Here is a 24191-nt window from a genome sequence, read left to right on the forward strand (position 1 = left end):
AAGAACAATCATCCCAGGCCAGAGGGCATCTGCCCCACCACGACACGACCCCCACCACCACAAAACCCAACCCACCACCGGCGGATCCGGGCTATTGCGACGCAAAGTGCGCACGGCTCGGCGACCATAGCCACTCACGACTCAGCGGAGGCCGAGGCGGCGGCGGATCACCAGCAGGCTGAGGAGGCTCGCTGCCGCCGCGAACATCAGGTAGAAGCTCGGGGCCAGGCTGGTGCCGGTGAAGCCGATCAGATACGTGCTGATGAACGGCGTGAACCCGCCGAACACGCTCACCCCGATGTTGTAGCCGATCGACATGCCGGTCGCCCGGGTCTCGGTGGGGAACAGCTCGGACATCAGCGCCGGCAGCGCCCCGAAGTAGCAGGCCTTCAGCAGCCCGATCAGCAGCATCATGCCGACCATCACGCCGAATCCGGGGAAAGCCACCAGCGTCGCGAAGATCGGGTAGATCAGCAGCAGGATCAGCGCGGCGAACACGCCCATCAGCTTCACCCGGCCGATCTTGTCCGACAGGTGCCCGGCCAGCGGCGTCACCACGGTCAGCACGACGCCGGTGACCAGGGTGGCCGTAAAGCTGGTCGACGCGGGCAGGCCGAGCTGCTTGATCGCGTAGGTCGGCATGTAGGTGATCGTGTAGTTGAGCACCGTGGAGACCAGCAGCGCGCCGACCACCAGCAGGATCCGGACCTTCTGGGTGCGCAGCACGGTGCGCACCGGCGAGTGCGGTTCGGCGGTCTGCGTCGCGGTGAACTCCGGTGCCTCGTCGACGAACCGCCGGATGTAGTAGCCCACCGGGCCGACCAGCAGGCCGACCGCGAACGGGATCCGCCAGCCCCACGACTCCAGCTGCTCCGGGCTCAGCATGGTGGTCAGCAGCACGCCCATCCCGGCCGACACCAGCGTGCTCAGGCCCTGGCTGGCGAACTGCCAGCTGGCCACGAAGCCGCGCCGGCCCGGCAGGTGCTCGACCATGAACGCGGTGGCGCTGCCGAACTCGCCGCCCGCCGAGAAGCCCTGGATCAGCCGCGCCAGCAGGATGCCGATCGGCGCGACCAGGCCGACCGTCTCGTACGAGGGCATCAGGCAGATGATCGCGGTGCCCAGCACCATCAGCCGGATCGACAGCGTCAGCGATGCTTTGCGCCCGGCGCGGTCGGCGTAGGCGCCGAGCACCACCGCGCCGATCGGCCGGATCAGGAACGAGACACCGAAGGTGCCCAGCGTCAGCAGCAGCGACACCGTCTCGTCCTGCGCCGGGAAGAACACCTTCGACAGGACCGTCGCGAAGATCGCGTAGACCGCGATGTCGTACCACTCGAGCGCGTTGCCGATCGAGGCGGCCGCGATCACCCGGAACGGTTTGTGCGATTTCGCCGAGGCGGTGGAAGTGGCCATCACGGTCTCCAGGTCTTCAAGTAGGAGCGCGACTTCGCGCGAAATCGCCGCATGCCTCGGGAGGATCAGCGGTCGAGCTCGCCGAGGTCCCAGAACAGGCCGGCCATGATCGCCAGCGCTTCGCGTGCGACGGTGCCCAGCAGGTGCTCGTTCGGGGCGTGCTGGGCGCAGGCGGGATAGGAGTGCGGGATCCAGATCGTGGGGAGCCCGAGCACGTCGGCGAAGGCGTCGTTGGGCAGGGTGCCGCCCAGGTTCGGCAACAGCGCCGGTTTGACGTCGGTGGTGCGCCGCAGCGACTCCAACGCCCAGCGGACCCATTCGTCCGCCGGGTCCAGCCGGGTGGCGGCGACGCTGCTGGTGACCTCGACGTCGATCATCGGGAAGCCGTGGTCGTCGAGGTGCGCGCGCACGATCCGCTCGACGTCCTGCCAGTCGGTGCCGACGACGAAGCGGAGCTGGCAGTGCGCCTCGGCGCTGCCGGGGATGGCGTTGACCGGCGCCTGCGGGGTGCCCGCGGTGAACGCCAGCACCTCCAGGGTGTTCCAGCCGAAGACGCGTTCGCTCGGCGTCAGCCCCGGCTCGCCCCAGTCGGCGTCGATCTCGGGGGAGCCCGGGCCGCCGTCGACGGTGATGTCGGCCAGTGCGGCCCGCACCGATTCCGGGATCGGAGCGGGCCGCAGGCCCTCCACCCGCACGGCCCCCCGGGGGTCGATCATGCTGGCCAGCGCGTTGGCCAGGATGCTGGCGGGGTTGCTCAGCAGGCCGCCCCAGTTGCCGGAGTGGTAGGCGCTGTCGCGCAGGTTCACGCGCAGCGAGAAGTTGACGGCGCCGCGCGAACCGAGGAACAGCGTCGGCCGCTGCGCCGAGAGCCGGCAGCCGTCCGAGGCGATGAGCAGGTCGGCGGCGAGATCGTCGGCGAGGTCCGCGCAGACCTCGCTCAGGCCCGGCGATCCGGTCTCCTCGCCCATGTCGAGCAGGATCTTGAGGTTGAAGCCGAGCCTGCCGCCGCGGGTTTCGAGCACCTGCTCCAGCGCGGCGAGGTTGATGGTGTGCTGGCCCTTGTTGTCGGCGGTGCCGCGGCCGTACCAGCGGTCGCCCTCGACGGTGATCCGCCACGGGTCCAGCCCGTCGCGCCACTGCGCGTCGTGCCCCAGCACGACGTCGCCGTGACCGTAGGTGAGCAGCGTGGGCAGGGCGTCGTCCTCGTGCCGGTGGGCGATCAGGAACGGACCGCCGCCGGGCACCGGGTTGTCGACGATGCGCGCGGTGCAGCCGAGCCGTTCGACGGCGGGCATGATCTCGTCGGCGAGGTACTGCCTCAGCACGTCGGCGCGCTGCGGGGCCTGGCTCTCGGTGCGGAAGGCGACCCGGCGCGCGAGGTCCGCGCGGAACGCGCCGGAGTCGTAGTACTGCGTCGCCCGCTCGACCGCCACTTCCCGGCTCACCGCGATGTCCTCCCCGAATCTGCTTGCGCACCAAGGGTTTTCCGCGCCGCATGCGCTACCTGGATTCGCAAACTCAACCACGCGGAACGCCGCATGACCAGCAGCGAAAAGACAAGGCAGCGTTGCCGGATCGGCAACGGCCGCGCGGGTGCGTGGCGTAGCGTGAGGTGGTGCGAAGCGCGACTGTGATCGGTGCGGGGATCGGCGGGCTGGCCGCGGCGGTCGGACTGCACCGGACCGGCTGGCGGGTGGCGGTGGTCGAGCAGGCCGCCGAGATCGGCGCGATCGGGGCGGGGATCACGCTGTGGCCCAACGCATTGCGCGCGTTGGAGGCGCTCGGGTTCGGCGAGCGGGTCCGGGAGCTGGGGAAGCCGCAGGAGTCCGCCGGGATGCGCTCCAGCGACGGCCGGTGGCTCAGCCGGCTGGACGGTGCGGAGATCGAGCGGGAGCTCGGCAGGCCGATGCTCGGAGTGCACCGGGCCCAGCTGCACCGGATGCTGCTGGACGAGCTCCCGGCGGAGTGCCTGCACACCGGCGTCCACGTGACCGCCGTCGGCCGGGACGGCGCGGTGCCGGGACTGGACCTGCCGCCCGCCGATCTCGTCGTCGGCGCCGACGGCATCAACAGCCAGGTCCGGGCGCGGTACTGGCCGGACGCGCCGCGCCCCCGCTACACCGGCTTCGCCGCGTGGCGCGCCATCTGCGAGCGCCGGGACCTGACCGAGATCGGCGTGAGCTGGGGGAGGGGCCGGGAGTTCGGCATCGTGCCGTTGGTGGACGGCCGGATGTACTGGTACGTCGCGATGCCCGCACCCGAAGGCGCCCGCAACCCCGACGAGCGCGCGTACCTCCGCGAGCAGTTCGCGTCCTGGCACCCGCCGATCCCGGAGCTGATCGACGGCACCCCGGCGGAAGCGGTGCTGCGCAACGACATCCGGCACCTGGGCGGCCGGCTGAAGTCGTACGCGAACGGGAACGTGGCGCTGCTCGGCGACGCCGCGCACGCCATGACCCCGCACCTCGGCCAAGGCGGCTGCCAGGCGCTCGAAGACGCCGTCGTGCTGGTCGCCGCCTGCGCGCGGTTCGACGACGTGACCGAGGCCCTGACGTACTACGACGCCGAGCGACGCCCCCGCACCCAGCAGATCGCGCGGGCCTCCTACTGGGCCGGGCGTTTCGGCCCGTTCCTGGCCAATCCGGTCGCGGTCGCGCTGCGCGACACCGCCGCGCGGCTCGCCCCGAGCAGCGCGGCGATCAAGACGTTCATGCGGGTCAGCGGCTGGACCCCGCCGCAGATCGAAGGGCTGGACGGCTGACGGTCAGGAGCTCTCCGCGAGGCGCTGCGCCCGCTCCAGCAGGTCGCCCTTCTTGATCTTCCCGGTCGCGGTCATCGGCAGCTCCGGCACCAGCACGAAGCGCGGCACCTTGTACGAAGCCATGTTCTCCCGCGCCCACCCGGTCAGCGCCTCCGCGGTCAGCGCGGTCCCCGGGGCCGGTTGCACGTAGGCCAGCGGCAGCTGGCCCCTGGCGCGGTGCGGCATCGGCACCACCGCCACGCCCAGCACCTCCGGGTGGCGGGCCAGCAGCGCCTCGACCTCCGACGGGAAGACGCTCATGCCGCTGACCTTGATCATCTCCTTGTTGCGGCCGAGGAAGTGCAGGCAGCCGTCCTCGTTCACCATCCCGACGTCGCCGGTGCGCAGCCAGCCGTCGCGCAGCGCCTCGGCGCTGGCCTCCGGGCGGTTCCAGTAGCCGGTGAGCAGGGAGGGCGTCCGGATCGCGATCGCGCCGCGCTCGCCGATCGGCACCGGCTCGCCGGTTTCGGGGTCGGCGACCATGAATTCGGTGCCGGGCACCGGAAGCCCGCAGAACACCGGCTCCGAGCGCAGGTCCCGGTCGTCGTCGGAGAAGCCGTAGGTGATGGTGTCGGCGGTGTGCGTCTCGGTCATGCCGTAGGACGCCTCGCGCAGGACGCTGTGCTCGCCGACCGCCGCCGCCCAGCGCCGCCGCAGGTCGGGCGTCAGCTTGCGCACGAACGACATCGACCGCGCGTTGTCCAAACTGGACAGATCGTGGGCGGCGAAGCCGGGGTGCTCCATCAGCTCGACGTAGTTGTCCACGGTGCCGATCATGTCGGTCACGCGGTAGCGCTCGACGGCGTCGAGCACGGCGGTGGCGTCCCACCGGGCGAGCAGCACGACCGTCCCGCCGTGCACGAGCGGGACCAGGATTCCCATGTCCTCCCCGGCGATCCAGAAGATCGGCACGTAGCAGAGGTAGACGTCGGGTTCGGTGCTCCGTCGCGGCGGGCGCGCGGCACCCGCGGTCACCGCGGTGTAGAGCATGTGCCGCTGCGTGTGCTCGCAACCCTTCGGCAGACCGGTCGTGCCGCCGGTGTAGTTCAGCGCGGCCAGCGCGTCCAGGTCCACCTCGCGGCGCTCGGCGCGCGGACTGGCACCCACCCGGGACCACTGGCTGCCCGTCGTGCCGGTGCGCAGCGTGTCCGGGAGCGGCAGCACGGGCTCGGCGGGCAGCAGGTCGGCGGGCGAGGTCGCCAGCACCTCGCGCAGCGGCGTCTCCGCCCGGACCTGCTCCACCAACGGCACGAGCTCGGTGCTCACGACGAGCACCTCGACGCCGGCGTCGGTGAGCTCGTAGCGGAGTTCGTGCTGCTGGAACATCGGGTTCACGGGCACGTGCACGGCGCCGAGCTTGAGGATGCCCATCATCGCGATCACGAACTGCGGGCAGTTCGGCAGCAGCACGCCTACCCGGTCGCCGGCGCGCACGCCCGCACCGTCCAGCCAGCCCGCGAACCGGTCGGACGCCTCGTCCAGCTCGGCGTAGGTGATCTCGCGGCCGTAGAAGACGATCGCGGGGCGCTGCGGCTCGTGCCGGGCCCAGTGCCGCAGGTGGTCGGTCACCGGTACTTCGCCGAGCGGGTAGGTCACGTCGCGGGGGACGTCCCGCGGCCAGCTGCGCTGCTGTCGAGCGCGGAGATCCGCCAGGTAGCTGACCACGTCCATCTCGGCTCCCGCCACTCGCCCGAAACATACCGACTAGTCGGTCGACGCTGCTCAGCGTCGTGCCGAACCGGCCGCATGTCAACAGTCCACCGCGTCCCGGTCCCGCGCGGCGGAGTGCGGTAGCGTCCCCGCCATGTCCTGCGGCCGCCCGGATTTCGCCCGATGAACCAGCTCCGGTACTTCCTGGAGGTGGCTCGGACCGGATCGATCCGGGAGGCTTCCGAGCGGCTGCACGTGGCGACCTCGGCGATCAGCCGCCAGGTGGCGAAGCTGGAGAACGAGGCGGGCATGCCGCTGTTCGAGCGGCAGCCGCGCGGCATGGTGCTGACCGAGGCCGGCGAGATGCTGGCCGCCTACGCGCGGCGGCGGATGCGCGAGGAGGAGCAGGTCCTCGCCGAGATGCGCGAGCTGCACCAGTCGCACCGGAGCACGGTGAAGGTCGTCAGCTCGGAGGGCTTCGCCCAGGACTTCCTGCCGGAGGCGATGGCCTCCTTCCGCGCGGAGCACCCCGGCGTCCGGTTCCGGCTGCGCGTCACCACCCCGGCCGCGGCGACCCGGGAGGTCGGCGAGGGCACCGCGGACATCGCGGTCACCTTCAGCACGGCGCCGGAGAAGGGCGTGCGCGTCGAGCACTCCGAGCGCCACGACATCCGGGCCCTGGTCCGCGCCGACCACCCGCTGGCCGAGCGCGCGGAAGCCGCCCTGGCCGACCTGCTGCCGTACCCGCTGGCGCTGATGGAGGAGGGCACCACGCTGCGGCAGCTGTTCGACATCTGCTGCAGCATGGAGGGCCTGGAGTTCGACCCGGTCTTCGTCAGCAACCACACGATCGCCCTGCACAGCTTCGCGCGGCTCTCCGGCAGCGTGACCCTCACCGGGCGGCTGAGCGTCCGCCGCCGCCTCGACGCGGAGGGCCTGGTGGCGATCCCGCTGACGAATCCGGAGCTGCTGGAGCGCAACCTCCAGATCCAGACGATGGCCCAGCGCCGCCTCCCGGCCCCGGTCCGGCTCTTCGTCGACCACCTGATCGCCACCATCCGCGACGGCGGCTGACGGGCGGTCGTTTCGCCGCGTTCCTCCTCGACGTTCGGGGGGAATGTGCCCGAAACCCTTGACACTGGGGGAAGATCGCTCCGACCCTGTTGGTCGGTCGACGAATTTTAGAGCGAAATTCTAGGGTTGCGGCTCGGGCCGAGCCGGATGTGGGGGTAGGCCGACAGCCGGTCGCGGAAGGGCGGAGCAATGGGGCTCTCGTACGTTCGTGAACTCTCGGAGTATCCGACCGGATCCCGCCGGATGCGCATCCTGTCCATGGCGGTGCTGGCCAGCCTCATCGGTTCCTACGAGGGGCAGATCGCCCCCGTGGTGCCGTTGCTACTGGAAGACCTGCACATGAGCCTGATCACCTACGGCTCGGTGTCGGCCCTGGCGCTGATCGCCGGGGCGATCGCGGCGATGGTCGGCGGGCGGCTGACCGACCAGTTCGGCCGGGTGCGGGTGCTGGTCCCGCTGATGCTGCTGACCGCGCTGATGTGCTTCGCGATGACGCTCGTCAGCACGCCCGGCGAACTGCTCGTCGCCCGCGCGTTCCTGTCCATGCTCGACGGCGTGGTGATGGCCGCGACCGCGCCGCTGGTGCGGGACTTCTCGCCGCGGATGGGCCGGGCGCAGGCCTTCGGTTTCTGGACCTGGGGGCCGGTGGGCGCGAACTTCCTGGCCGCCGTGATCGCCGGATTCACGCTGCCGCTGTTCGACAACTCGTGGCGCTCGCAGTTCGTCATCATGGGTATGGTCTCGCTGGTCATCTCGCTGGTGATCGCGTTCAACATCGCCGACCTGTCGCCGCGGCTGCGGGCGCAGATCCAGCAGACCGAGAAGCGCGCGCTGGCCGCGGCCGACACCGACCGGCCGGTGCGGATGCGGGACCTGTTCGGCCACACCACGATGTGGGCGCACGTCGTCGGCATCTCGGTGTGGCTGGTGCTCTACCTGACGCTGTCGCTGTTCGGGCAGACGATGCTGGCGCAGAGCTTCGGGCTCAGCGCGGCCTCGGCATCGGCCGTGATGAGCGGGTTCTGGGTGCTCAACCTCGGCACGCTGATCGCCGTCGGCCGGCTCTCCGACCGGCTGCAGCTGCGCAAGCCGATCACCGCCGCGGGCACCGTCGTCGCGGTGGTGATGACCGGCTACCTGGTGGTGCTGATGGGCGGCGAGACGATCTCGATCGTGCAGCTGCTGATCACCGGGGCGCTGCTGGGCGCGGGCATGGGCGCCGCGTACGCGCCGTGGATGGCGAACTACTCGGAGAACACCGAGGACATCGATCCGCGGCTGCAGGGCAGCGCGTGGGGCGTGTTCTCGTTCCTGACCAGGGTGATGGCGGTGCTGGTGCTGTTCCTGATGCCGCGCGTCGTGGCCGCCACCAGCTGGTCGGCGTGGCTGTCGATCGCATTGGTCTGCATGGTGCTGTTCCTGCCGGTGATGTTGCTGTTCCGTGGGCCGTGGCGGCGTTCGCGGGTCCGCGAGGACGTCGCGCCCGGCGTCGAGAAAGCCGAGAGGTGAGCAGATGGCCGACCTTTCCCAGGACGCGGTGGACCGGGTCGACCTGGCCGGCCTCGGCCGCGTCGACATCGACGACGTGCTGGCCTACCTGCACCGCGACCTGAAACGACTACCCGGCTACCTGGACCTCTACCGCCGCTACCTGCGGCAGCGCTGGGACGTCTACGAGCTGGACTTCACCCGCGACGCGGTGGACTGGGCCGAGCGGATGACCGAGGTCGAGCGGGAGGCGTTCGTCGCGATCTCGTCGGGATTCCACCACGGCGAGCGGCAGGTCGAGGTGGAGCTGCCGGTGTTCATGCTGGGCGGCAGCGAGGAATCGAAGATCTACATGTCCAGCCAGATCGAGGACGAGGCCCGCCACACGGTGTTCTTCGACCGCTTCTACCGCGAGGTGGTCGGGCTGCCCGGCGAGTCGATCCAGGACGTGCTGGACGCGTCCTTCCACCACGTGGCCGAAACGTTCGTCGGACCGTTCGGGCTGCTCGCCTACCAGGCCGACGAGCTGCGCGCGGACCCGGAGAACCCGGCGCTACGGGTGCGCTACGGCACCAACTACTTCCTGTGGATCGAGGGCGTGCTGGCGCTGTCGGTCATGAAGATCACCCTGACCTACTGCCGCAACAGGGGTTTCCTGCCCGGCTACTACGCGGGGTTCACCGCCACCTGCCGCGACGAGGCCCGCCACGTGCAGGCCGGGATGCGGTTCCTGCGCGACTCGGTGCGCGAGGATCCCCGCCTGCTGCTGGAGATCCACGAAACGCTGCGCACCATCCTGGCGATCAACGGCGCGACGAGCCGCCGGGTGGCGCTGGAGTCGCTGGGCTGGTCGCCGGAGGACGTGCGGCGGCTGATGATCCGCCAGCTGAACATGAAGCTCTCCGACGTCGGCATCGGCCTGGCGCCGGACATCGAGCGGATGATCGACAACATCGAGCCCGAACTGGCGGGAGGATGAGCATGCGGCTGTTCAGTCCACAGTGGGCGGAGGTGGCGCGCGAGGTGGTCGACCGCGGGCCCGACGAGGCGATCCGGGCGACGAAGCTCGAGAGCTACTGGGAGTGGATCGACCGGGCGCGCGGGTCGTACTCGTCGTCCTGGGCGCTCGGTCTCGCGGAAACGGGCCAGTACCTGCGGTTGCGGTGGGCCGACGGCGACTGCGTCGAGGCGTCGATCCGCGAGGAGCCGGACACGGACTATGTGCTGACCGCCGACGCCGCCGCCTGGCGGGACATCATCACCGGCGAAGACGCCGGACGGCTGCTGATGTACCGCCGGATGCGGCTGGTGCACGGCGACGTCCTGCTGTTCTTCCGCGGCATCTACTTCGTGGTGGAGTCCATCGCCGCGATCGGCCGGATCCCCGCCTCGATGCCGCCGGAGGCGGCGCCCGCCGGGTGAGGTGAACGGCCCGTCCGCTCAGCCGGCGGTGCTGCAACGGCCGGGTGTCTGCTTTCTGCTGTCTGGCCGCTAGGTGCGGGAACGCAGGCGGCGGAGCATGCGCGCGTCGGCGAAGCCGACCGCGTGCGCCGCGGCCTCCACCGTCGCACCCTGGCTGAGCAGGTGCTCGGCGCGCTCCGCGCGGAGCACCTGCTGGTAGCGCAGGGGCGTCAGCCCCGTTGCGCGCGCGAAGGAGCGGGTGAGGGTGCGCTCGCTGCAGCCCGCGGCGGCGGCGAGCGCGGCGAGCGGGAGCGGCTCGGTGAAGCGGGCGTCGATGAGGTCCTGGACGCGGTGCACCGCGTCGTTGAGGTGCGAGCGGTGCCGCAGCATCGCGCTGGCCTGCTGGTCGTCGCCGTTGCGGCGGGCGTAGACGACCATGCCGCGCGCGACCCGCGCCGCCGCACCGGGGCCGTGCCTGGTCGCGACCAGGTGCAGCGCCAGGTCGATGCCGCTGGCGATCCCGGCGGAGGTGATGATCCGGTCGTCCTCGACGAACAGCACGTCGCGCACCACGCTCGCGGCCGGATGCCGGCGGGCGAGCTCGTCCTGCAGGTCGTGGTGCGTCGTGCAGCGACGCCCCCGCAGCAGCCCGGCCTGCCCCAAGGCGTCCGCGCCCGAGCACACGCTGGCCACCGTTCCACCGGCGGCGTGATGCTCGCGCAGCCGCTCGGCGGACGCGGCGTGCAGCTTCGGCCAACGCGGCGGATCGGAAACGTGCGAACCGGGTACGAGGACGAGGTCGTCCCCGGTCAGCGCGGGCCAGCTGGTGTCGGCGTGCAGCGGCAAGCCCTGCGCGCTCACCACCTCGCCGCCCTGCGCGACGTACGACAGCTGGTAGCGGTGCCCGAGGCCCGCGGCGGTGGAGAACACCTGCGCGGGACCGGCCAGGTCCAGCAGGTGCAGTCCCGGCAGCAGCAAGAACACGACCTGGCTCACGATCTGGTCACCCTACGCCCAGGTCCCCGGGGACGAGCGAACGGCCTCCTCGCGCCGCCTATCGAGGCGAACGGTCCGTTCACTTCACGGGCTCGCTCGCGGGTGGGGTGGAGCGAACGGCCCGTTCGCCTCGTCTTGCGTGGCGAACAGGCCGTTCACCTCAGCTCCCGGTGAGTTCCGCGACGGTGCGGATGGTCGCGAAGCGGCCCGACAGGGCGTACTCGGTGCGGGCGATGATGTCCTCGGAGTGCAGGGTCCGCGGGTCCGCCAGGAGCTCCTCGATCGTCTGGTCCGCCGGGGCGTCCCGGTGCGCGATCGGGTTCGTCGCCGTCGCGTCGGTGACGAACGTGACGTCGTAGCCGAGGTCGGAGGCGACCCGCGTAGTCGTCTCGCAGCACTGCTCCGTGCGGATCCCGGACACCGACAGCTCCCGGATTCCGCGCTGCGTGAGGGTCTGGTGCAGGTTCGTGGTGGTGAACGCGTTGTGCGAGGTCTTGGTCAACTGCGGTTCGCCGTCCGCCGGGGCGAGCCCGTCCTGCAACCGGACGTGGCCGTTGACCGGGTCGAACACGTTGCCGGTGCCCGGTTCGCTGTGCAGGACCCAGACGACCAGGTCGCCTTCGGCGCGGGCCAGCGCCACCAGCCGGTTGACCTGCTCGACGATGCCGGGATTGGAGATGGCCCGCCACAACGGGCGCTGGCGGAAGGATTCTTGGACGTCGACGACGAGAAGTGCTTTGTTCACGCTTGAGGAGTCTGGTCGTCCGCGCGCCCGGGCGGGAGGCACGATCGCGCCGCATGCCGGAACGATCCGGTCACCCCGACCGCTGTGCGGGCTCGTCGGTGCGCGCGGGTTCCGGAGCCGGCGCCTGCCGCTCGGGGGCACGGCTGCGGACCGCCGCCGCGACGACTCCGAGCGCCGCGATCGCGGTCATGGTCAGCAGTGCCATCCGGTAGCCGAGCACGAGCTGGTCGACGGCCTGCCCGGACACCCCGGAGATCGTCCCGGCGAACACGTCGGCCCGCAGCTCCACCGGCAGCGGGCCGGTGATCAGCGCCAGCGCCAGCGCGGTGCTGACCATCACCCCGATGTTCTGCGCGGTCAGCCGCATCGCGTTGCCGATGCCGACCCGGTTGCGGGGCAGGCCGTTCATCACCGCGGTGGCGTTGGCGGGCATGAACAGCCCCGACCCGGTACCGAGCAGCACGAGCCCGACGGCGATCGGTCCATAGGGGACGGTCGGGGAGACCGAGACCGCCAGCACCACCAGGCCGACGGCGGTCAGCACGCCGCCGATGATCGCGATCGAGCGCGTTGACATCCGCCCCTGCAACAGTCCCGAGCCCGTCGAGGCGATCATGGTGGTCAACGGCAGCAGCAGGACCTTCAGCCCGGCCGCCACCGGGTCGTCGCCCTGCACCGCCTGGTAGAACAGCGCGATCAGCAGCAGCACGGCCATCCGCGCGATGGTGTTGAGCAGACCCGCGGCGAGCCCGAACGAGTAGCCGGGATCGCGGAACAGGCCGATGTCCACGGCGGGATTGCGGCGGCGCCGCTCGACGGCCAGGAACACCGGCGCGAGCACGACGGACAGCGCGAACGAGCCGATCACCAGCGGATCGACGAGGCCGCGCTCGCCGATCTGCGAGAGCCCGAGCAGGAAGCTGCCCAGGCAGAGCAGGATCAGGATGTTGCCAGGCGCGTCGACGCCGCGTTCGCCGGTCCGGCCCTTGTCGGGGCGCAGCACCACCGCGCCCCAGAGCAGGCACACCAGGCCCATCGGGACGTTGCTCCAGAACACCCACTCCCAGCCGAACCGGTGGCTGAGGAAGCCGCCCAGCGTCGGGCCGAGCAGCTGCGCCACGGAGAACGAAGCGATGTAGATGCCCATGCCGCGGCCGAGGTGCTGGCGCGGGAAGGCGGTGGTCAGCAGCGCGGCGCTGTTGGCGAGCAGCATCGTGCCGCCGGCGGCCTGCACGACGCGCAGGCCGACCAGGGTCCAGGCGGTCGGCGCGAAGCCCAGCGCGAGGCTCGCGGCGGTGTAGACGGCCAGGCCGGTCAGGTACATCGTGCGCCGGCCGAACAGGTCGGCCAGCCGGCCGAAGAAGACCATCAGCGTGGTCGTGGCGAGCATGAACGACAGCAGCATCCAGCTCGCCGCGGTCGAACTGGCCTGGAAGTGCCGGGAAACCTCGGGCAGTGCCACGTTGAGCGAGCTGGTGCCCAGGCCGGTCAGCACGCTGGCGATGCTGACCACGGACAACACGCGCCACGCGTAGCGCAGCTGATCGTCCACGGCCGGGCCTCCTCCTCGAACGGACAATACTAGAACGGTATTCTCATCCGGGTCCGCCGAGGAAGCGTCCATCTGTGCAAAAAGCATTGACAGTGGCAGGAATCACTCGTCAGTGTTTCTAGAAGGTGGCTCTAAAACCGGCTTCCGGGAGGACCGCATGGGCGGCATCGTCGACGGGCGGATCGTCATCGTGACCGGCGCGGCGCGCGGCATCGGCCGCGGCCACGCCCTGGAGTTCGCCAGGCAGGGCGCGAAGGTCGTGGTGAACGACATCGGTGCGGAGGTCGACGGCACCGGCTCCTCCACCGGGCCGGCGGGTGAGGTCGTCGACGAGATCCGAGCGGCCGGTGGCGAAGCCATCGCCAACGGTGACGACGTCGCCGACTTCGAGGGCGCCAAGCGGCTCGTCGAGTCGGCCGTCGAGCGCTACGGCGACCTGCACGTGCTGGTCAACAACGCGGGCATCCTCCGCGACCGGATGCTGTTCAACATGACCGAGCAGGAGTGGGACGCGGTGATCCGCGTGCACCTGAAGGGCACGTTCGCCCCGCTGCGGCACGCCGCGGCGTACTGGCGCGCGAAGGCCAAGGCGGGCGAGGAGGTCGACGCCCGGGTGATCAACACGACCTCGTCCTCCGGCATCTACGGCAACCCGGGTCAGGGCAACTACGGCGCGGCGAAGGCGGGCATCGCCGGGCTCACCGTCATCGCGGCCCGCGAGATGGAGTGCTACGGCATCGCGGTCAACGCCGTCGCCCCGGCTGCGCTGACCCGCATGACCGACGGCCTGGGGCGCCAGGTCCGGGCGGCGGAAGGCCGGTTCGACGTCTCGAACGCGGAGAACATCGCGCCGCTGGTGGTGTGGCTGGCGGGCGAGAAGGCCAAGGGCATCGCCGGCCGGGTGTTCAACGTGCGCGGCGGCTCGATCAGCGTCGCGGAGGGCTGGATCGCCGGGCCGGGCATCGACAAGGGCGAGCGCTGGGACCCGGCGGAACTCGACGACGTGATCCCGGGCCTGGTGGCGGAGGCGCGGGAGAACGCGCTGACCAACGGCAAGGTCCCGGACGCGGAGTGACCTGGCGGCTGACCGACCCCGGACCCGTCCCGCCGGGCTGGGTCCGGGTCGACTGCCACGTCCACACGGTGCACTCCGGCGACGCGGTGTCCACAGTGGAGCAGATCGCGAAGCGGGTGGCGGAAGAGCGGATCGACGTGCTGTGCGTGACTGACCACCACAGCCTCGACGGCGCGTGGGAAGCCGTGGAACGCGACATCGGCGCACGGGTCGTGGTCGGGGAGGAGATCCGGACCCGAGCGGGCGAGGTGATCGGCCTGTTCCTGACCGAGCGCATCCCGTACGTCCTGTCGCTGCCCGAGGTGGTTCGCCGAATCCGGGACCAGCGGGGCGTGATCTACGCGCCCCACCCCCTCGACCCGAACCGAACCAGCCTCGGCGCCGAAGGCCTGCGAGAGCTCCACGAACACGGCGCGCTCGACGTGGTGGAGGTCTGCAACGCCAAGATCAGCGACCCGGAGCACAACGCGGCGGCGGCGAACTTCGCGGCCCGCTGCGGAATCCCGGCCGCGGCGGGATCGGACGCCCACGACCCACCGGGAATCGGAGCGGCCTACCTCCACATGCCCGACTTCGACGGCCCGGCCGACTTCCTGGAAAAGCTCCCGGAAGCCCGGATCTGGGGAGAGTACCGAGACCACGTCGGCTGGCAGCCGGGACGGAGTTCGTGAGTGAAAATCCGGTTCTTACCGGCACAGCCACTCACGACCTCAGAACCACCGAGCGCCCTGCCATTGAACACAAGTCGGTCGCCGCCCGGTCCGGCAGAACTCCGCTACGGCGTTGTGGACGTGCTTGATTGGCAGGACTGCGGATGTGGGAAACGCCGTCGGTGTCCCGGGGTCAAACCAGATCGTCGGTGCATCCTGCGGCGGCTCGGGGTTGAGGCTGTTCCAAACGCCTGGCGGCTCGGATTCTTCGGCTGCGTTGACGTAGTTGAGCGCGCCCCAACCCGAGTCGGGATCGGCGTCCAACCGAAGCTGGTTACTCGGGTACTCGCGCAGCGAGCCGTCATCGGACTCACGGCACGGCCGATCCCATACGTAGAACAAAGTCGCCCAATCGTGTGACTCTGCCAAGGCGGCCAGGATCAGCGAATCAGTCTCCGCGCCCGTACGCGCATAGCGATGCTGGTTGTCGATGATCGCAGTGACTACAGGCATGGCGACCCGGCGTCTCGTGTCTCTAGAACCACTGACCGTCCTGCCATTGCACGCAGGTCGGTCGTCGCCCGGTCCGGCAGAATTCTGCAACGGCGTCGCGGAGTTGATCGAGTGGAATGGCTGCTGTGGATGGGTACTGGAGCTGGCCATCCGGATCGAACCAGAGCTCGGGGGTGTTCGGCGGGGTGTCGGGATTGTACGAATCAACGACTTCGTCGTTGATCGCGTCCACGTAGTTGAGGGCTCCCCACCCAGTGTCCGGCAGCGTGTACACCACTAGACGGACCTTGGGGAATGCCGGCCCGTCATCAGCTCGCCATGAGCGGCAAGGCCGATCCCATACGTAGACCTGCGAAGCGTTCAAAGGATGCGGATCGTCCACCACTGCGCGAACCAAGTCATCCAGAGTCGCAGGCGGGGAGTAGCGAAACCGCTTGTCAACTATCGCGGTCACCACGGTTTGTGTCGCTGCGGTCATGGTGTAGCCTCTCCTCTCACCGTGACGGGCGTGGACTCGCCTTGTTCCCAAATCACCATTGCAGATCCACTCGGCAAGATCGCTTGCACTGCGGCCTTGCAGTTGAAGGTACCGTCGCAGATCGTGTTGTTGATGACGATCACGCCATAGATCTGCCCAGTATCGCGCATCCGTTGTGCGTACTTCGTTTCGACGTGGGTTACGACTGCCGGTGCGCCTGACGTCGGGTGGTCGGTGAAACGGCCTGAGTTGTGCAGCGTGAGTCTAGCTCGCTCCGACTCCGAGTCCTTGCCGCTGACCAGGCGCGATTCGATGCCGTCTGCGTCGTAGATGAAACCCGTGGTTTGGTCTCGTGGTCGGCTTCGCTGGGGTAGTCGGGAGCGTTGCTGGTTCACCCATTCGACGCTTCGGACGGCTCCATCGAATGCTCGGGGAAAATTCGACGGGTGCGGGATGTTTGGTGGAGCGTTGCTGCAGAACGAGACGCCCAGGTTTCGGCGGTAGGCCTCGATCGTGGCTTTGACCCGGCTGACGAGGTCCCACTGGTCGAACAACTGATCACTGAGGGTTTTGGGCGTGGACAGGATCTCCAGCGCTTCGGGATCGTTCGTGCCGTCGAGAACTGAAAGCGCTCGTTCGCTCTCGTCCAACGCGTTTTGTGCCGTGATGACGGTTTCTAGCGCTGTTGTCAGCTTGGCGATGATGTGACCGAGGAGCTGGTCCAGATCGCTGGCTGCCGACATTTCGGGTCTCCTTCGCTGCTGCGTGCAGGGCGTTGGAGATCGTTTCGGGGTGGGCTGACAGTTTTCCGGGCTGCTTCGGCGTGGATCGTGCGATCGTGTTGCCGAAGCAGCCCGGACGGGTCACTTCGCCGCCGGGTTGGCCACTGCCGTCACCGTGCAGTAGCCGATCGGGCCGCTGGTGTCGTGGAACGTGCAGTTCGCCGCCGCGATTCCGTCCTCGCTGAGGTGGCCCGTGGCCTCGATGCCGATCGCCTCGCTCAGCGGGAGGCGGCTGAGCGTCAGCGTGTAGTCCGCGTTGATGAACTCCAGCTTGCCGTGGGTGCCGAAGTTCGCCAGCGGGCTGGCGAAGTCGCCCGCCAGCGCGACCCGCACGAACGGCGACGGGGATTCGCCCGCCACCAGCTCGTTGTTGTCCCGCAGCCAGGCGCGGCGCCGGCTGTCGGCGGTCCAGGAGTCGGTGGGCTCGCCGTCGGCGTCGAGCATCCAGATGTCGAACGGCGGCGGCCACCCCGACGGCTGGGTGCGCGGCGTACCGATCTCCGCCGGGCTCGGGACGTCCCAGACCGGTGTCTGCGCCACTGTCTCGGTCGGCTGCTCGCCGCGGCGCAGCAGCACCGCGCTCGCCCGCGCCACCGGGGTGTCCCCGGCGTACACCGTCGCGTCCGCGATGCGGATGCGGCGGCCGTCGCGGACCCGCTGGGTCTCCACCCGCACCGGCACCAGCTTGGTGTTGCGGAACAGGTCGACGGTCAGCCGGGTGAAGTGGAAGTCCGGTTCGGCGTGCTCCTGCTCCAGCGCGCGGGCGAGCAGCCCGCCGAACAGCCGGCCGTGCATCATGTCCGGCGCCCACGGGCTGCCCGCGTGCGGGCCGGGCACCAGCCCATCCCCGTCGATGGTGAAGAACGGTTCCGCGCCGTTGGTCTCGGCCATCAATCCTCCTCGTCTTCGTCGCGGAGCGGGTCCAGGCGGCGGATCAGCCGCAGCGTCGCCTCCAGGACCTTGTTCGCCTCCCGCTTGCTGGAGCACGTCGCGATCTCGCGGCCCGCCTCGCCGATGATCGTGGTCAGCACGGCGACGGTCACCCGGTCCACCGGGTCGGTGCCGGCGCCGAGCAGCACCGCGTTCTGCCGCACCCACTCGCGGCCGCGGGTCCGGCGGATCAGCTCGAACCCGGGCGGCCCGTCGCCATCCATGAACAGCCGCACCAGGTCGCGGCGCGCCCACGAGCCTTCCAGGAACGCCCGCGCGCCGACGTTGAACAGCGTCAGCGGGTCCTCCTCGCCGTCGGCGCGGGCCTTGGCGACGGCGCTGATCGCGTTCTGCTCGTGGGTGGCCTGGTGGTCCTCCCACAGCGCCAGGAACAGCTCGGTCTTGCCGCCGAAGTGGTGGTAGAGGCTGCCGACGCTGGATCCGGCGCGTTCGACGACCTCCGCGACGCTGGCCTCGGCGAACCCCTTCTCCGTGAACACCTCGCGCGCGGCCTGCAGCAGGACGCGGCGGGTCTCCGCGGTTCGGCTCCACTGCCAGGCGTTGGAGCGGCTCGTCTTCCGTGTCATGACCACCTTCCCGTCGTGCTGATCGGCCCTGGTCGGGGCCGTGCGTACTTCCTGTCGCTATGGCAGCACAAAGTACTCACGGGCCCGGCCTGGGGAAACGTCCGCCCCACCGGTGTCCGAGTAGTGGGATCACATTCTAGAACGTGTCCGCCGTCGGCGTGGCTACCTCGGACGGACGCTAGGCGCGGGCCGTCCAAGTATTTAGAGTGCGGTTCTAGAAAGTCTTCGCACCGCCGGGCAACGGGGCCCGAGTCGAAAGGACTTCGCGATGGTCGACTTCGCACTCGGCGAAGAGGAACGGCAGATCCGCGACACCGTCCGTAGCTTCATCACCAGGGAAGTGCGGCCGCTGGAGGAAGAGGTGCTGCGCAACGAGCGCGCCGGCAAGCCGTCGGTGGACCCGGACGTGCTGCGCGAGCTCCAGCAGAAGGCGAAGAAGGCCGGTTTCTGGGGCGTCAACACCCCCGAGGAGTACGGCGGGATGAACCTCGGCGCGATCATGTCCGCGATCCTGGCGATGGAAGCCGGCCGGACGTTCGTGCCGTTCACCTTCGGCGGCAGCGCCGACAACATCCTCTACGCCGGCGACGACGAGCAGCGCAAGCGCTACCTCGTGCCGACCATCGAGGGTGAGCGGAGGTCCTGCTTCGCCATCACCGAACCCGGCGCGGGCTCCGACGCCCGCAACATCCGCACCCGCGCGGTCCGCGACGGCGGCGACTGGGTGATCAACGGCGAGAAGACCTTCATCACCGGCGGCAACGAGGCCGACTTCGTGATGGTCTTTGCCGTCACCGACCCCGACGCGAGCGCCGACAACGGCGTGACCTGCTTCCTGGTCGACCGGGACATGGGCTGGAAGTCCGAACCCATCCCGACCATGGGCCAGTGGGGCCCGGCGTCGCTGGTGTTCGAGGACGTGCGGGTGCCGGCCGAGAACGTGCTCGGCGAGGTCGGCCGGGGCTTCCCGCTGGCGCTGCGCTGGATCGGCCAGGGCCGCTACATGATCCCGGCGCGGGCGATCGGCGCGGCGGAGCGGATGCTGCAGATGGCCATCGACCACGCCAAGATCCGCGAATCGATGGGCCGCCCGATCGCCGAGTACCAGGCGATCCAGTGGCAGATCGCGGACTCCCAGGTCGAGATCGAGTCCACCAAGTGGCTCACGCTGCACGCCGCGTGGCGCGTGCAGCAGGGCATGGACGCGCGGCACTGGTCGTCGATCGCCAAGCTGCACGGCGCGGGGATGGCCAACCAGGTCGTCGACCGGGTGCTGCAGATCCACGGCGGCATGGGCTACACCCGCGAGCTGCCGATCGAACGCTGGTACCGGGAGCTGCGGCTGCTGCGGATCTACGAGGGCACCGACGAGATCCAGCGCCGCACCATCGCCCGCAACCTGCTCAAGGGCCACGTCAAGCTGGGAGGGATCGCGGAGTGACACGCCGTCGCGCGGCCATCGTCGGGGTGGCCGAATCCGAGTTGGGCAAGACCCCGCACCTGACCGTGCTGTCCCAGCAGGCGCAGGCGACGAAGGCCGCGCTGACCGAGGCCGGCCTGCGGCGCGACGACGTCGACGCGCTGTTCGTCGCAGGCGGCTGGTCCTGGGCGCCGGCGCTGGCCCTGGCCGAATACCTCGGCATGCGCCCGCGGTACCTGGACGGCACCAACATCGGCGGCTCGTCGTTCGAGGCGCACCTCGGCCACGCCACCGCGGCGATCGAGGCGGGCGTCATCGACGTCGCGGTGATCGCCTACGGCAGCACGCAGCGCAGCGACCGGTCGCGCAACCAGCCGCGCCCGGCGACGCTGACCGAGCAGTTCGAGCGGCCGTACGGGCTGCCCACGCCGGTCGGCGCCTACGCGCTGGCGGCCAACCGGTACATGCACGAGCACGGGGTGACCAGCGAGCAGCTCGCCGAGGTCGCGGTGTCCACGAGGGAGTGGGCGCGGTTGAATCCCTCGGCGTACCACCGGGATCCGCTCACGGTGGACGAGGTGCTGGCGTCACCGATGATCTGCGAGCCGCTGCGCAAGCTGGACTGCTGCCTGGTCACCGACGGCGGCGGCGCGCTGGTCGTCGCGGCCGAGGACCGGTGGCCGGACCTGGCCACGCGGCCGGTGATCGTGCTCGGGCACGGCGAAGCGACCACGCACAACACCATCGCCAACATGCCGGACCTGACCGTCACCGGCGCCGCCCGGTCCGGCCCGGCGGCGCTGGAGATGGCCGGGGTCGGGCACGACGACATCGACGTGCTGGAGATTTACGACTCGTTCACCATCACCGTGCTGCTGACGCTGGAATCGCTCGGGTTCTGCAAGCCCGGCGAGGCGGGCGCGTTCGTCGCGGGCGGCCGCACCGCGCCCGGCGGCGAGGCGCCGATGAACACCAACGGCGGCGGCCTGTCCTGCACGCATCCCGGGATGTACGGGATCTTCCTGCTGATCGAGGCGACCCGGCAGCTGCGCCACGACTTCGCCGGCACGCCGCGGCAGGTGGACGGCGCCGAGCTGGCGCTGGCCCACGGCACCGGCGGGGTGCTGTCGTCGACGTCGACCATCGTGCTGGGAAGGGGCTGACCGATGGTGCAGATCATCCCGGACGCCGAGACGCGTCCGTTCTGGGACGGCATCGCCGCGGGCGAACTCCGCATCCAGCGGTGCGCGGACTGCGAAGCCGCCGTCTTCTACCCGCGCTCGGTGTGCCCGGGCTGCTTCGGCGACCGGCTCGACTGGTTCACCGCGAGCGGCCGCGGCACGGTCTACTCCTGGACGGTCGCGCACAAGGCGTTCGGCGAGTTCGCCGACCAGGCGCCGTTCACCGTCGCGCTCGTCGACCTGGACGAGGGCCCGCGGATGCTCACCCGGATCGTCGGCCCGCAGTTTCAATTGAAACTGGGGGCCCACGAGCCGGGTGCGGATGAGGGGCGGGTGCGCATCGGGGACCGGGTGGAGCTGGTGATCACCCGCCTCGGCGCGGACGGGCCCGAGCTGCCGTGCTTCCGGGTGGTGGCGCGATGAGCGCGGAAGCCGTGCGGGCGCTGTTCAACCCGCGGTCCATCGCCCTGGTCGGCGCCACCGACAAGTCCGGCTGGTCGCTGGCGACCTTCGACAACCTGCGCAACAACGGTTTCCCCGGCCCGGTGCACCTGGTCAACCCGCGCACCGAGGTCGTGCACGGCGAGCGTGCCCACCCGAGCCTGTCGGCGATTCCGGAGAAGGTCGACCTGGCGTACGTGATGGTTCCGACGCACGCGCTGCTGGACGTGCTGCGGGAGGGCGCGGGACTGGGCATCCGCAGCTACGTGGTGCTCACCGCCGGCTTCGGCGAGACCGGCGCCGAGGGCCGCCGGCTGGAACGCGAGGTGGCCGAGTTCGCCCGCGAGCACGGCCTGATCCTGCTGGGGCCCAACGGGAACGGCTACATCAACGCGGCCGCCGGCATCACCCCGTACGGCCTGCCGATCCCGGCGCCGCTGGTCAGCGGCCCGATCGGGGTGGTGCTGCAGAGCGGGGCGCTGGCCAGCGCGGTGCTGAACTTCGCGCAGGCCCGCAACGTCGGCATCAGCCTGCTCACCGCGATGGGCAACGAGACGGTGCTGTCGGTGACCGACGTGATCGACTACCTCGTCGACGACCCGGCGACCAAGGTCATCGCGCTGTTCCTGGAGCAGGTGCGCCACCCGGCCGAGTTCGCGAGGGTCGCCCGCCGGGCCGCGCAGGCGGGTAAGCCCATCGTGGCGCTGAAGATCGGGTCCAGCGAGATCGCCTCGCACACCGCGCAGGCGCACACCGGCGCGCTGGTCGGCGACGACGCGGTGGTCGACGCGGCGTTCCGGCAGCTCGGCGTGATCCGCGTGCGCTCGCTGGAGGACCTGCTCATCACCGCTGGGCTGCTGGCCGAGGTCGGGCGGTTGCCGGGGCGCCGCATCGGCGTGGTCACGCCGTCGGGCGGCGCGTCGGAGATCATCGCCGACCGCGCGGCGGAGGAAGGGCTCGAACTCCCCGAGTACGCCCCGGAGACCGTGGCGCGGCTGAAGGAGATCGTGCCGGAGTTCGCCACCGTGCAGAACCCGCTGGACGTGACCGGGTACGTGGTGGTCGACCGGACGCTGCTGGGCCGGGCGCTGGAGGTGGTGGCCGAGGACCCGGGCATCGACGCGGTCCTGCTGCTCGCCGACCTGCCGCGGGTGCCGCCGCCGAACCCGGAGCTGAGCATCGCGGCGTTCCTGGAGAACGCGCGCCGGATCCGCGAGTCGCCGCGGCCGGTGGCCGTGATCGGCAACGTGTGCGCCGACGTCAGCGAGTTCGGCCGGATGATCCAGGAGAAGTCGGGCTTCCCCTACGTGGCGGGCGGAATCGAGCACGGCATGACCGCGCTGGGCGCCGCGGCGCGCTGGTCCGAAGTCGATATGTCCCATGTGGACGATCCGGAGCCGCTGGACGTGCGGGGTTCCGGGATCTGGACCGAGCACCAGGCGGCGGCCCTGTTGTCCGCCAACGGGATCCCGGTGGTTCCCTCGGAGCCGGCGGCGGACGTGGATGCCGCGGTCGCGGCCGCCGAGCGGTTCGGCTACCCGGTGGTGCTCAAGGCGGTCGCCGACGGTTTGGGGCACAAGAGCGACATCGGCGGCGTCCGGCTCGGCCTGTCCGGCCCCGAGGACGTGCGCCGCGCGCACGAGGAAGTGTGCGCGACGCTGCGGGAATCCGGTGCGAGCGGGATCGGCGCGCTCGTGCAGCCGCAGCGCAGCGGCGGCGTGGAGCTGCTGGTCGGCGTCGTCCGCGACCCGTCGTGGGGGCTGACGATGGCCATCGGCCTCGGCGGGGTGTGGGTCGAGGTGCTGCGCGATTCGGCGCTGCGCCTGCTCCCGGTCGACCATGCCCAGGTCCAACAGGCCCTCGGCGAACTGCGCGGCGCCGCGCTGCTCCAGGGCGCCCGCGGCTCGACCCCGGCCGATCTGGACGCGGTGGCCGATGTCGTGGTGCGCATCGGACGTCTCGCCCAAGCGCTCGGCGACGGCCTGGAATCCCTGGAGGTCAATCCGCTGCTGGTCGACGGCGACCGCGTCGAAGCCCTGGACGCGCTGGTCACCTGGACGCGGTGATGGCCGAGCGGGACTTTTCCCCGGGGTGACCGAGGGAAAGTCCCGCTCATCGGCGTTTGCGCCCGGCGGTTGTTCCTCGGGTGACGCGCTGATCGACTCCCCGATACCTCGGCATGCAGCGGATGGGCGGTCACATGGAGAAGTTCACCAAGCGAGGCGGGTTCCGATCGAAGTGGCTGACCGAGTGGCGGCGCTGGTCACAGCCTTTGCCGCTGCTCGCGGTCCTTGCAGGTCCGCTTCTCCCGCGCTGGAAGAACACCCGAGCCGCCACTCACTACCCATCCCGGCCGCCCCACGCGTCGATGCCGAAGCACTCGCCCGCGACGCCGAACAACGCGGCTGGATCACCGAAGCCGAACGCCACCAACGACTCATCAACCGACTCGACACCCTCATCAACAAGGCCCATACAGGATGACCACCACCAACACACTCAACCGCGTCGAACGCGCCTGCACCCAACTCCACCACGACGGCCACGCCGTCACCTTCACCGCCGTGACCACCCGCACCGGCCTGGGCCGCACCACTCTCTACCGCAACCCCACGCTGCGCGCCGTCATCGAGGAACACCGGCACCGCTTCACCACCAGCGGCACCCTGACCGGCCTCACCGACGAGATCACCACCCTCCGCACCGCACTCGACGCCCTCGCCACCCGAGTACGCCAAAAGTTGTGCTCGTTGCGCACCGACGATCTGGACCCGGCTCACCGGACGTCCAAGGTGCGCCGGCTTTACGGTGGCGGCGCGACCGGAGAAAGCGGTTCGAAGCACTGAGCCTTCCTGTTCTTACGTGCCCTTCTGAACCACACAGTTTGCATGTTCGCCCCATTTGAGTAGCGCTGCCTGTGCCAAGGAGGCAAGACTGCGGCTGCTAGCCAGCGTGTTCGTTGATCCAGGACTGGCTCGACACGACCTTGCAAAGTAATCCGGCCACCACTAC

At 70.2% G+C, this 24191-nt stretch carries 24 protein-coding genes; 12 read left to right on the plus strand and 12 right to left on the minus strand.

What is annotated here, in order from left to right; genetic code table 11:
- Nucleotides 1-141 precede the first annotated feature (141 nt).
- Entirely contained in the window at nucleotides 142-1416 is a 1275-nt protein-coding gene (locus AC07FN_RS37895) for an MFS transporter (protein WP_478399981.1), read from the minus strand.
- Nucleotides 1417-1481: 65 nt separating this feature from the next.
- A complete protein-coding gene (locus AC07FN_RS37900; RefSeq protein ID WP_478399982.1) occupies nucleotides 1482-2861 on the minus strand; it encodes a M20 family metallopeptidase in 1380 nt (459 codons plus the stop codon).
- Between the two features lie 170 nt (nucleotides 2862-3031).
- Here AC07FN_RS37900 and AC07FN_RS37905 point away from each other — a divergent pair, with 170 nt between their 5' ends.
- Nucleotides 3032-4177 (plus strand): FAD-dependent monooxygenase, encoded by a 1146-nt coding sequence (locus AC07FN_RS37905; RefSeq protein WP_478399983.1) that lies wholly within the window; start codon nucleotides 3032-3034, stop codon nucleotides 4175-4177.
- Between the two features lie 3 nt (nucleotides 4178-4180).
- Here the strand turns inward: AC07FN_RS37905 and AC07FN_RS37910 are convergent, their stop codons facing one another.
- Nucleotides 4181-5902, minus strand: coding sequence for an AMP-binding protein (locus AC07FN_RS37910; protein ID WP_478399984.1), 1722 nt, complete (start codon nucleotides 5900-5902; stop codon nucleotides 4181-4183).
- 147 nt (nucleotides 5903-6049) lie between these two features.
- Between AC07FN_RS37910 and AC07FN_RS37915 the strand changes: the two genes are divergently transcribed.
- The 4 genes from AC07FN_RS37915 (at nucleotide 6050) to AC07FN_RS37930 (ending at nucleotide 9850) form a co-directional block, all read left to right on the plus strand.
- Nucleotides 6050-6940, plus strand: coding sequence for a LysR family transcriptional regulator (locus AC07FN_RS37915; RefSeq protein WP_478399985.1), 891 nt, complete (start codon nucleotides 6050-6052; stop codon nucleotides 6938-6940).
- A 243-nt stretch (nucleotides 6941-7183) separates the two neighbouring features.
- Nucleotides 7184-8449 (plus strand): MFS transporter, encoded by a 1266-nt coding sequence (locus AC07FN_RS37920; RefSeq protein ID WP_478399986.1) that lies wholly within the window; start codon nucleotides 7184-7186, stop codon nucleotides 8447-8449.
- 4 nt (nucleotides 8450-8453) lie between these two features.
- Complete coding sequence (locus AC07FN_RS37925) at nucleotides 8454-9407, plus strand: ribonucleotide-diphosphate reductase subunit beta (protein ID WP_478399987.1); 954 nt, start codon at nucleotides 8454-8456, stop codon at nucleotides 9405-9407.
- A 2-nt stretch (nucleotides 9408-9409) separates the two neighbouring features.
- The gene (locus AC07FN_RS37930; RefSeq protein ID WP_478399988.1) at nucleotides 9410-9850 is read left to right on the plus strand and encodes a hypothetical protein; all 441 of its coding nucleotides are present in this window, start codon (nucleotides 9410-9412) and stop codon (nucleotides 9848-9850) included.
- A gap of 69 nt (nucleotides 9851-9919) precedes the next feature.
- Here AC07FN_RS37930 and AC07FN_RS37935 read toward each other — a convergent pair whose 3' ends face one another.
- The 3 genes from AC07FN_RS37935 to AC07FN_RS37945 all read right to left on the minus strand — a co-directional run bounded on the left by AC07FN_RS37935 (nucleotide 9920) and on the right by AC07FN_RS37945 (nucleotide 13122).
- The gene (locus AC07FN_RS37935; protein WP_478399989.1) at nucleotides 9920-10825 is read right to left on the minus strand and encodes a GlxA family transcriptional regulator; all 906 of its coding nucleotides are present in this window, start codon (nucleotides 10823-10825) and stop codon (nucleotides 9920-9922) included.
- A 160-nt stretch (nucleotides 10826-10985) separates the two neighbouring features.
- Nucleotides 10986-11570 carry a cysteine hydrolase family protein gene (locus tag AC07FN_RS37940; protein WP_358573311.1) on the minus strand — a complete coding sequence of 195 codons (585 nt, stop codon included), beginning with the start codon at nucleotides 11568-11570 and terminating at the stop codon, nucleotides 10986-10988.
- Between the two features lie 70 nt (nucleotides 11571-11640).
- Nucleotides 11641-13122 carry a DHA2 family efflux MFS transporter permease subunit gene (locus tag AC07FN_RS37945; RefSeq protein WP_478399990.1) on the minus strand — a complete coding sequence of 494 codons (1482 nt, stop codon included), beginning with the start codon at nucleotides 13120-13122 and terminating at the stop codon, nucleotides 11641-11643.
- 157 nt (nucleotides 13123-13279) lie between these two features.
- Between AC07FN_RS37945 and AC07FN_RS37950 the strand changes: the two genes are divergently transcribed.
- Nucleotides 13280-14197, plus strand: coding sequence for an SDR family oxidoreductase (locus tag AC07FN_RS37950; RefSeq protein WP_478399991.1), 918 nt, complete (start codon nucleotides 13280-13282; stop codon nucleotides 14195-14197).
- A complete protein-coding gene (locus AC07FN_RS37955; RefSeq protein ID WP_478399992.1) occupies nucleotides 14194-14868 on the plus strand; it encodes a PHP-associated domain-containing protein in 675 nt (224 codons plus the stop codon). The genes AC07FN_RS37950 and AC07FN_RS37955 overlap by 4 nt, the downstream gene beginning before the upstream one ends.
- 39 nt (nucleotides 14869-14907) lie before the next feature.
- On the opposite strand, the gene AC07FN_RS37960 is transcribed toward AC07FN_RS37955, so the two are convergent.
- The 5 genes from AC07FN_RS37960 to AC07FN_RS37980 form a co-directional block, all read right to left on the minus strand.
- Entirely contained in the window at nucleotides 14908-15360 is a 453-nt protein-coding gene (locus tag AC07FN_RS37960; protein ID WP_478399993.1) for an Imm1 family immunity protein, read from the minus strand.
- 22 nt (nucleotides 15361-15382) lie between these two features.
- Complete coding sequence (locus AC07FN_RS37965; RefSeq protein ID WP_478399994.1) at nucleotides 15383-15838, minus strand: Imm1 family immunity protein; 456 nt, start codon at nucleotides 15836-15838, stop codon at nucleotides 15383-15385.
- Nucleotides 15835-16581, minus strand: coding sequence for a DddA-like double-stranded DNA deaminase toxin (locus tag AC07FN_RS37970; protein ID WP_478399995.1), 747 nt, complete (start codon nucleotides 16579-16581; stop codon nucleotides 15835-15837). Before AC07FN_RS37970 ends, AC07FN_RS37965 begins: the two co-directional genes overlap by 4 nt.
- A gap of 120 nt (nucleotides 16582-16701) precedes the next feature.
- Entirely contained in the window at nucleotides 16702-17511 is an 810-nt protein-coding gene (locus AC07FN_RS37975; protein ID WP_478399996.1) for a thioesterase family protein, read from the minus strand.
- Nucleotides 17511-18137 (minus strand): TetR/AcrR family transcriptional regulator, encoded by a 627-nt coding sequence (locus AC07FN_RS37980; RefSeq protein WP_478399997.1) that lies wholly within the window; start codon nucleotides 18135-18137, stop codon nucleotides 17511-17513. The genes AC07FN_RS37975 and AC07FN_RS37980 overlap by 1 nt, the downstream gene beginning before the upstream one ends.
- A 268-nt stretch (nucleotides 18138-18405) precedes the next feature.
- On the opposite strand from AC07FN_RS37980, the gene AC07FN_RS37985 reads away from it, so the two are divergent.
- From AC07FN_RS37985 to AC07FN_RS38000, 4 genes are read left to right on the plus strand one after another with little or no spacing between them, the layout of a single operon-like run.
- A complete protein-coding gene (locus tag AC07FN_RS37985; RefSeq protein WP_478399998.1) occupies nucleotides 18406-19578 on the plus strand; it encodes an acyl-CoA dehydrogenase family protein in 1173 nt (390 codons plus the stop codon).
- Nucleotides 19575-20720: an acetyl-CoA acetyltransferase gene (locus tag AC07FN_RS37990; protein ID WP_478399999.1), complete on the plus strand. Its 1146-nt coding sequence runs from the start codon at nucleotides 19575-19577 to the stop codon at nucleotides 20718-20720. Before AC07FN_RS37985 ends, AC07FN_RS37990 begins: the two co-directional genes overlap by 4 nt.
- A 3-nt stretch (nucleotides 20721-20723) precedes the next feature.
- A complete protein-coding gene (locus AC07FN_RS37995) occupies nucleotides 20724-21161 on the plus strand; it encodes a Zn-ribbon domain-containing OB-fold protein (RefSeq protein WP_363900818.1) in 438 nt (145 codons plus the stop codon).
- Nucleotides 21158-23245 carry an acetate--CoA ligase family protein gene (locus AC07FN_RS38000; RefSeq protein WP_478400000.1) on the plus strand — a complete coding sequence of 696 codons (2088 nt, stop codon included), beginning with the start codon at nucleotides 21158-21160 and terminating at the stop codon, nucleotides 23243-23245. Before AC07FN_RS37995 ends, AC07FN_RS38000 begins: the two co-directional genes overlap by 4 nt.
- 274 nt (nucleotides 23246-23519) lie before the next feature.
- On the opposite strand, the gene AC07FN_RS38005 is transcribed toward AC07FN_RS38000, so the two are convergent.
- Nucleotides 23520-23654 (minus strand): hypothetical protein, encoded by a 135-nt coding sequence (locus AC07FN_RS38005; RefSeq protein ID WP_478400001.1) that lies wholly within the window; start codon nucleotides 23652-23654, stop codon nucleotides 23520-23522.
- A 5-nt stretch (nucleotides 23655-23659) separates the two neighbouring features.
- Here AC07FN_RS38005 and AC07FN_RS38010 point away from each other — a divergent pair, with 5 nt between their 5' ends.
- On the plus strand, nucleotides 23660-24025 hold the full coding sequence (locus tag AC07FN_RS38010; RefSeq protein WP_478400002.1) for a DUF6262 family protein: 366 nt from the start codon (nucleotides 23660-23662) through the stop codon (nucleotides 24023-24025).
- The last annotated feature ends 166 nt before the right edge of the window (nucleotides 24026-24191 follow it).

The sequence above is a fragment of the Saccharopolyspora sp. NPDC045941 genome, assembly GCF_056431445.1.

What these genes read in the sequence shown, in the direction of transcription:
- AC07FN_RS37895 (WP_478399981.1), bottom strand. Translation starts at nt 1,416, where the DNA reads ATGGCCACTTCCACCGCCTCGGCGAAATCGCACAAACCGTTCCGGGTG.
- AC07FN_RS37915 (WP_478399985.1), top strand. Translation starts at nt 6,050, where the DNA reads ATGAACCAGCTCCGGTACTTCCTGGAGGTGGCTCGGACCGGATCGATC.
- AC07FN_RS37920 (WP_478399986.1), top strand. Translation starts at nt 7,184, where the DNA reads ATGCGCATCCTGTCCATGGCGGTGCTGGCCAGCCTCATCGGTTCCTAC.
- AC07FN_RS37925 (WP_478399987.1), top strand. Translation starts at nt 8,454, where the DNA reads ATGGCCGACCTTTCCCAGGACGCGGTGGACCGGGTCGACCTGGCCGGC.
- AC07FN_RS37930 (WP_478399988.1), top strand. Translation starts at nt 9,410, where the DNA reads ATGCGGCTGTTCAGTCCACAGTGGGCGGAGGTGGCGCGCGAGGTGGTC.
- AC07FN_RS37950 (WP_478399991.1), top strand. Translation starts at nt 13,280, where the DNA reads ATGGGCGGCATCGTCGACGGGCGGATCGTCATCGTGACCGGCGCGGCG.
- AC07FN_RS37960 (WP_478399993.1), bottom strand. Translation starts at nt 15,360, where the DNA reads ATGCCTGTAGTCACTGCGATCATCGACAACCAGCATCGCTATGCGCGT.
- AC07FN_RS37965 (WP_478399994.1), bottom strand. Translation starts at nt 15,838, where the DNA reads ATGACCGCAGCGACACAAACCGTGGTGACCGCGATAGTTGACAAGCGG.
- AC07FN_RS37970 (WP_478399995.1), bottom strand. Translation starts at nt 16,581, where the DNA reads ATGTCGGCAGCCAGCGATCTGGACCAGCTCCTCGGTCACATCATCGCC.
- AC07FN_RS37975 (WP_478399996.1), bottom strand. Translation starts at nt 17,511, where the DNA reads ATGGCCGAGACCAACGGCGCGGAACCGTTCTTCACCATCGACGGGGAT.
- AC07FN_RS37980 (WP_478399997.1), bottom strand. Translation starts at nt 18,137, where the DNA reads ATGACACGGAAGACGAGCCGCTCCAACGCCTGGCAGTGGAGCCGAACC.
- AC07FN_RS37985 (WP_478399998.1), top strand. Translation starts at nt 18,406, where the DNA reads ATGGTCGACTTCGCACTCGGCGAAGAGGAACGGCAGATCCGCGACACC.
- AC07FN_RS37995 (WP_363900818.1), top strand. Translation starts at nt 20,724, where the DNA reads ATGGTGCAGATCATCCCGGACGCCGAGACGCGTCCGTTCTGGGACGGC.
- AC07FN_RS38000 (WP_478400000.1), top strand. Translation starts at nt 21,158, where the DNA reads ATGAGCGCGGAAGCCGTGCGGGCGCTGTTCAACCCGCGGTCCATCGCC.
- AC07FN_RS38005 (WP_478400001.1), bottom strand. Translation starts at nt 23,654, where the DNA reads ATGGGCCTTGTTGATGAGGGTGTCGAGTCGGTTGATGAGTCGTTGGTG.
- AC07FN_RS38010 (WP_478400002.1), top strand. Translation starts at nt 23,660, where the DNA reads ATGACCACCACCAACACACTCAACCGCGTCGAACGCGCCTGCACCCAA.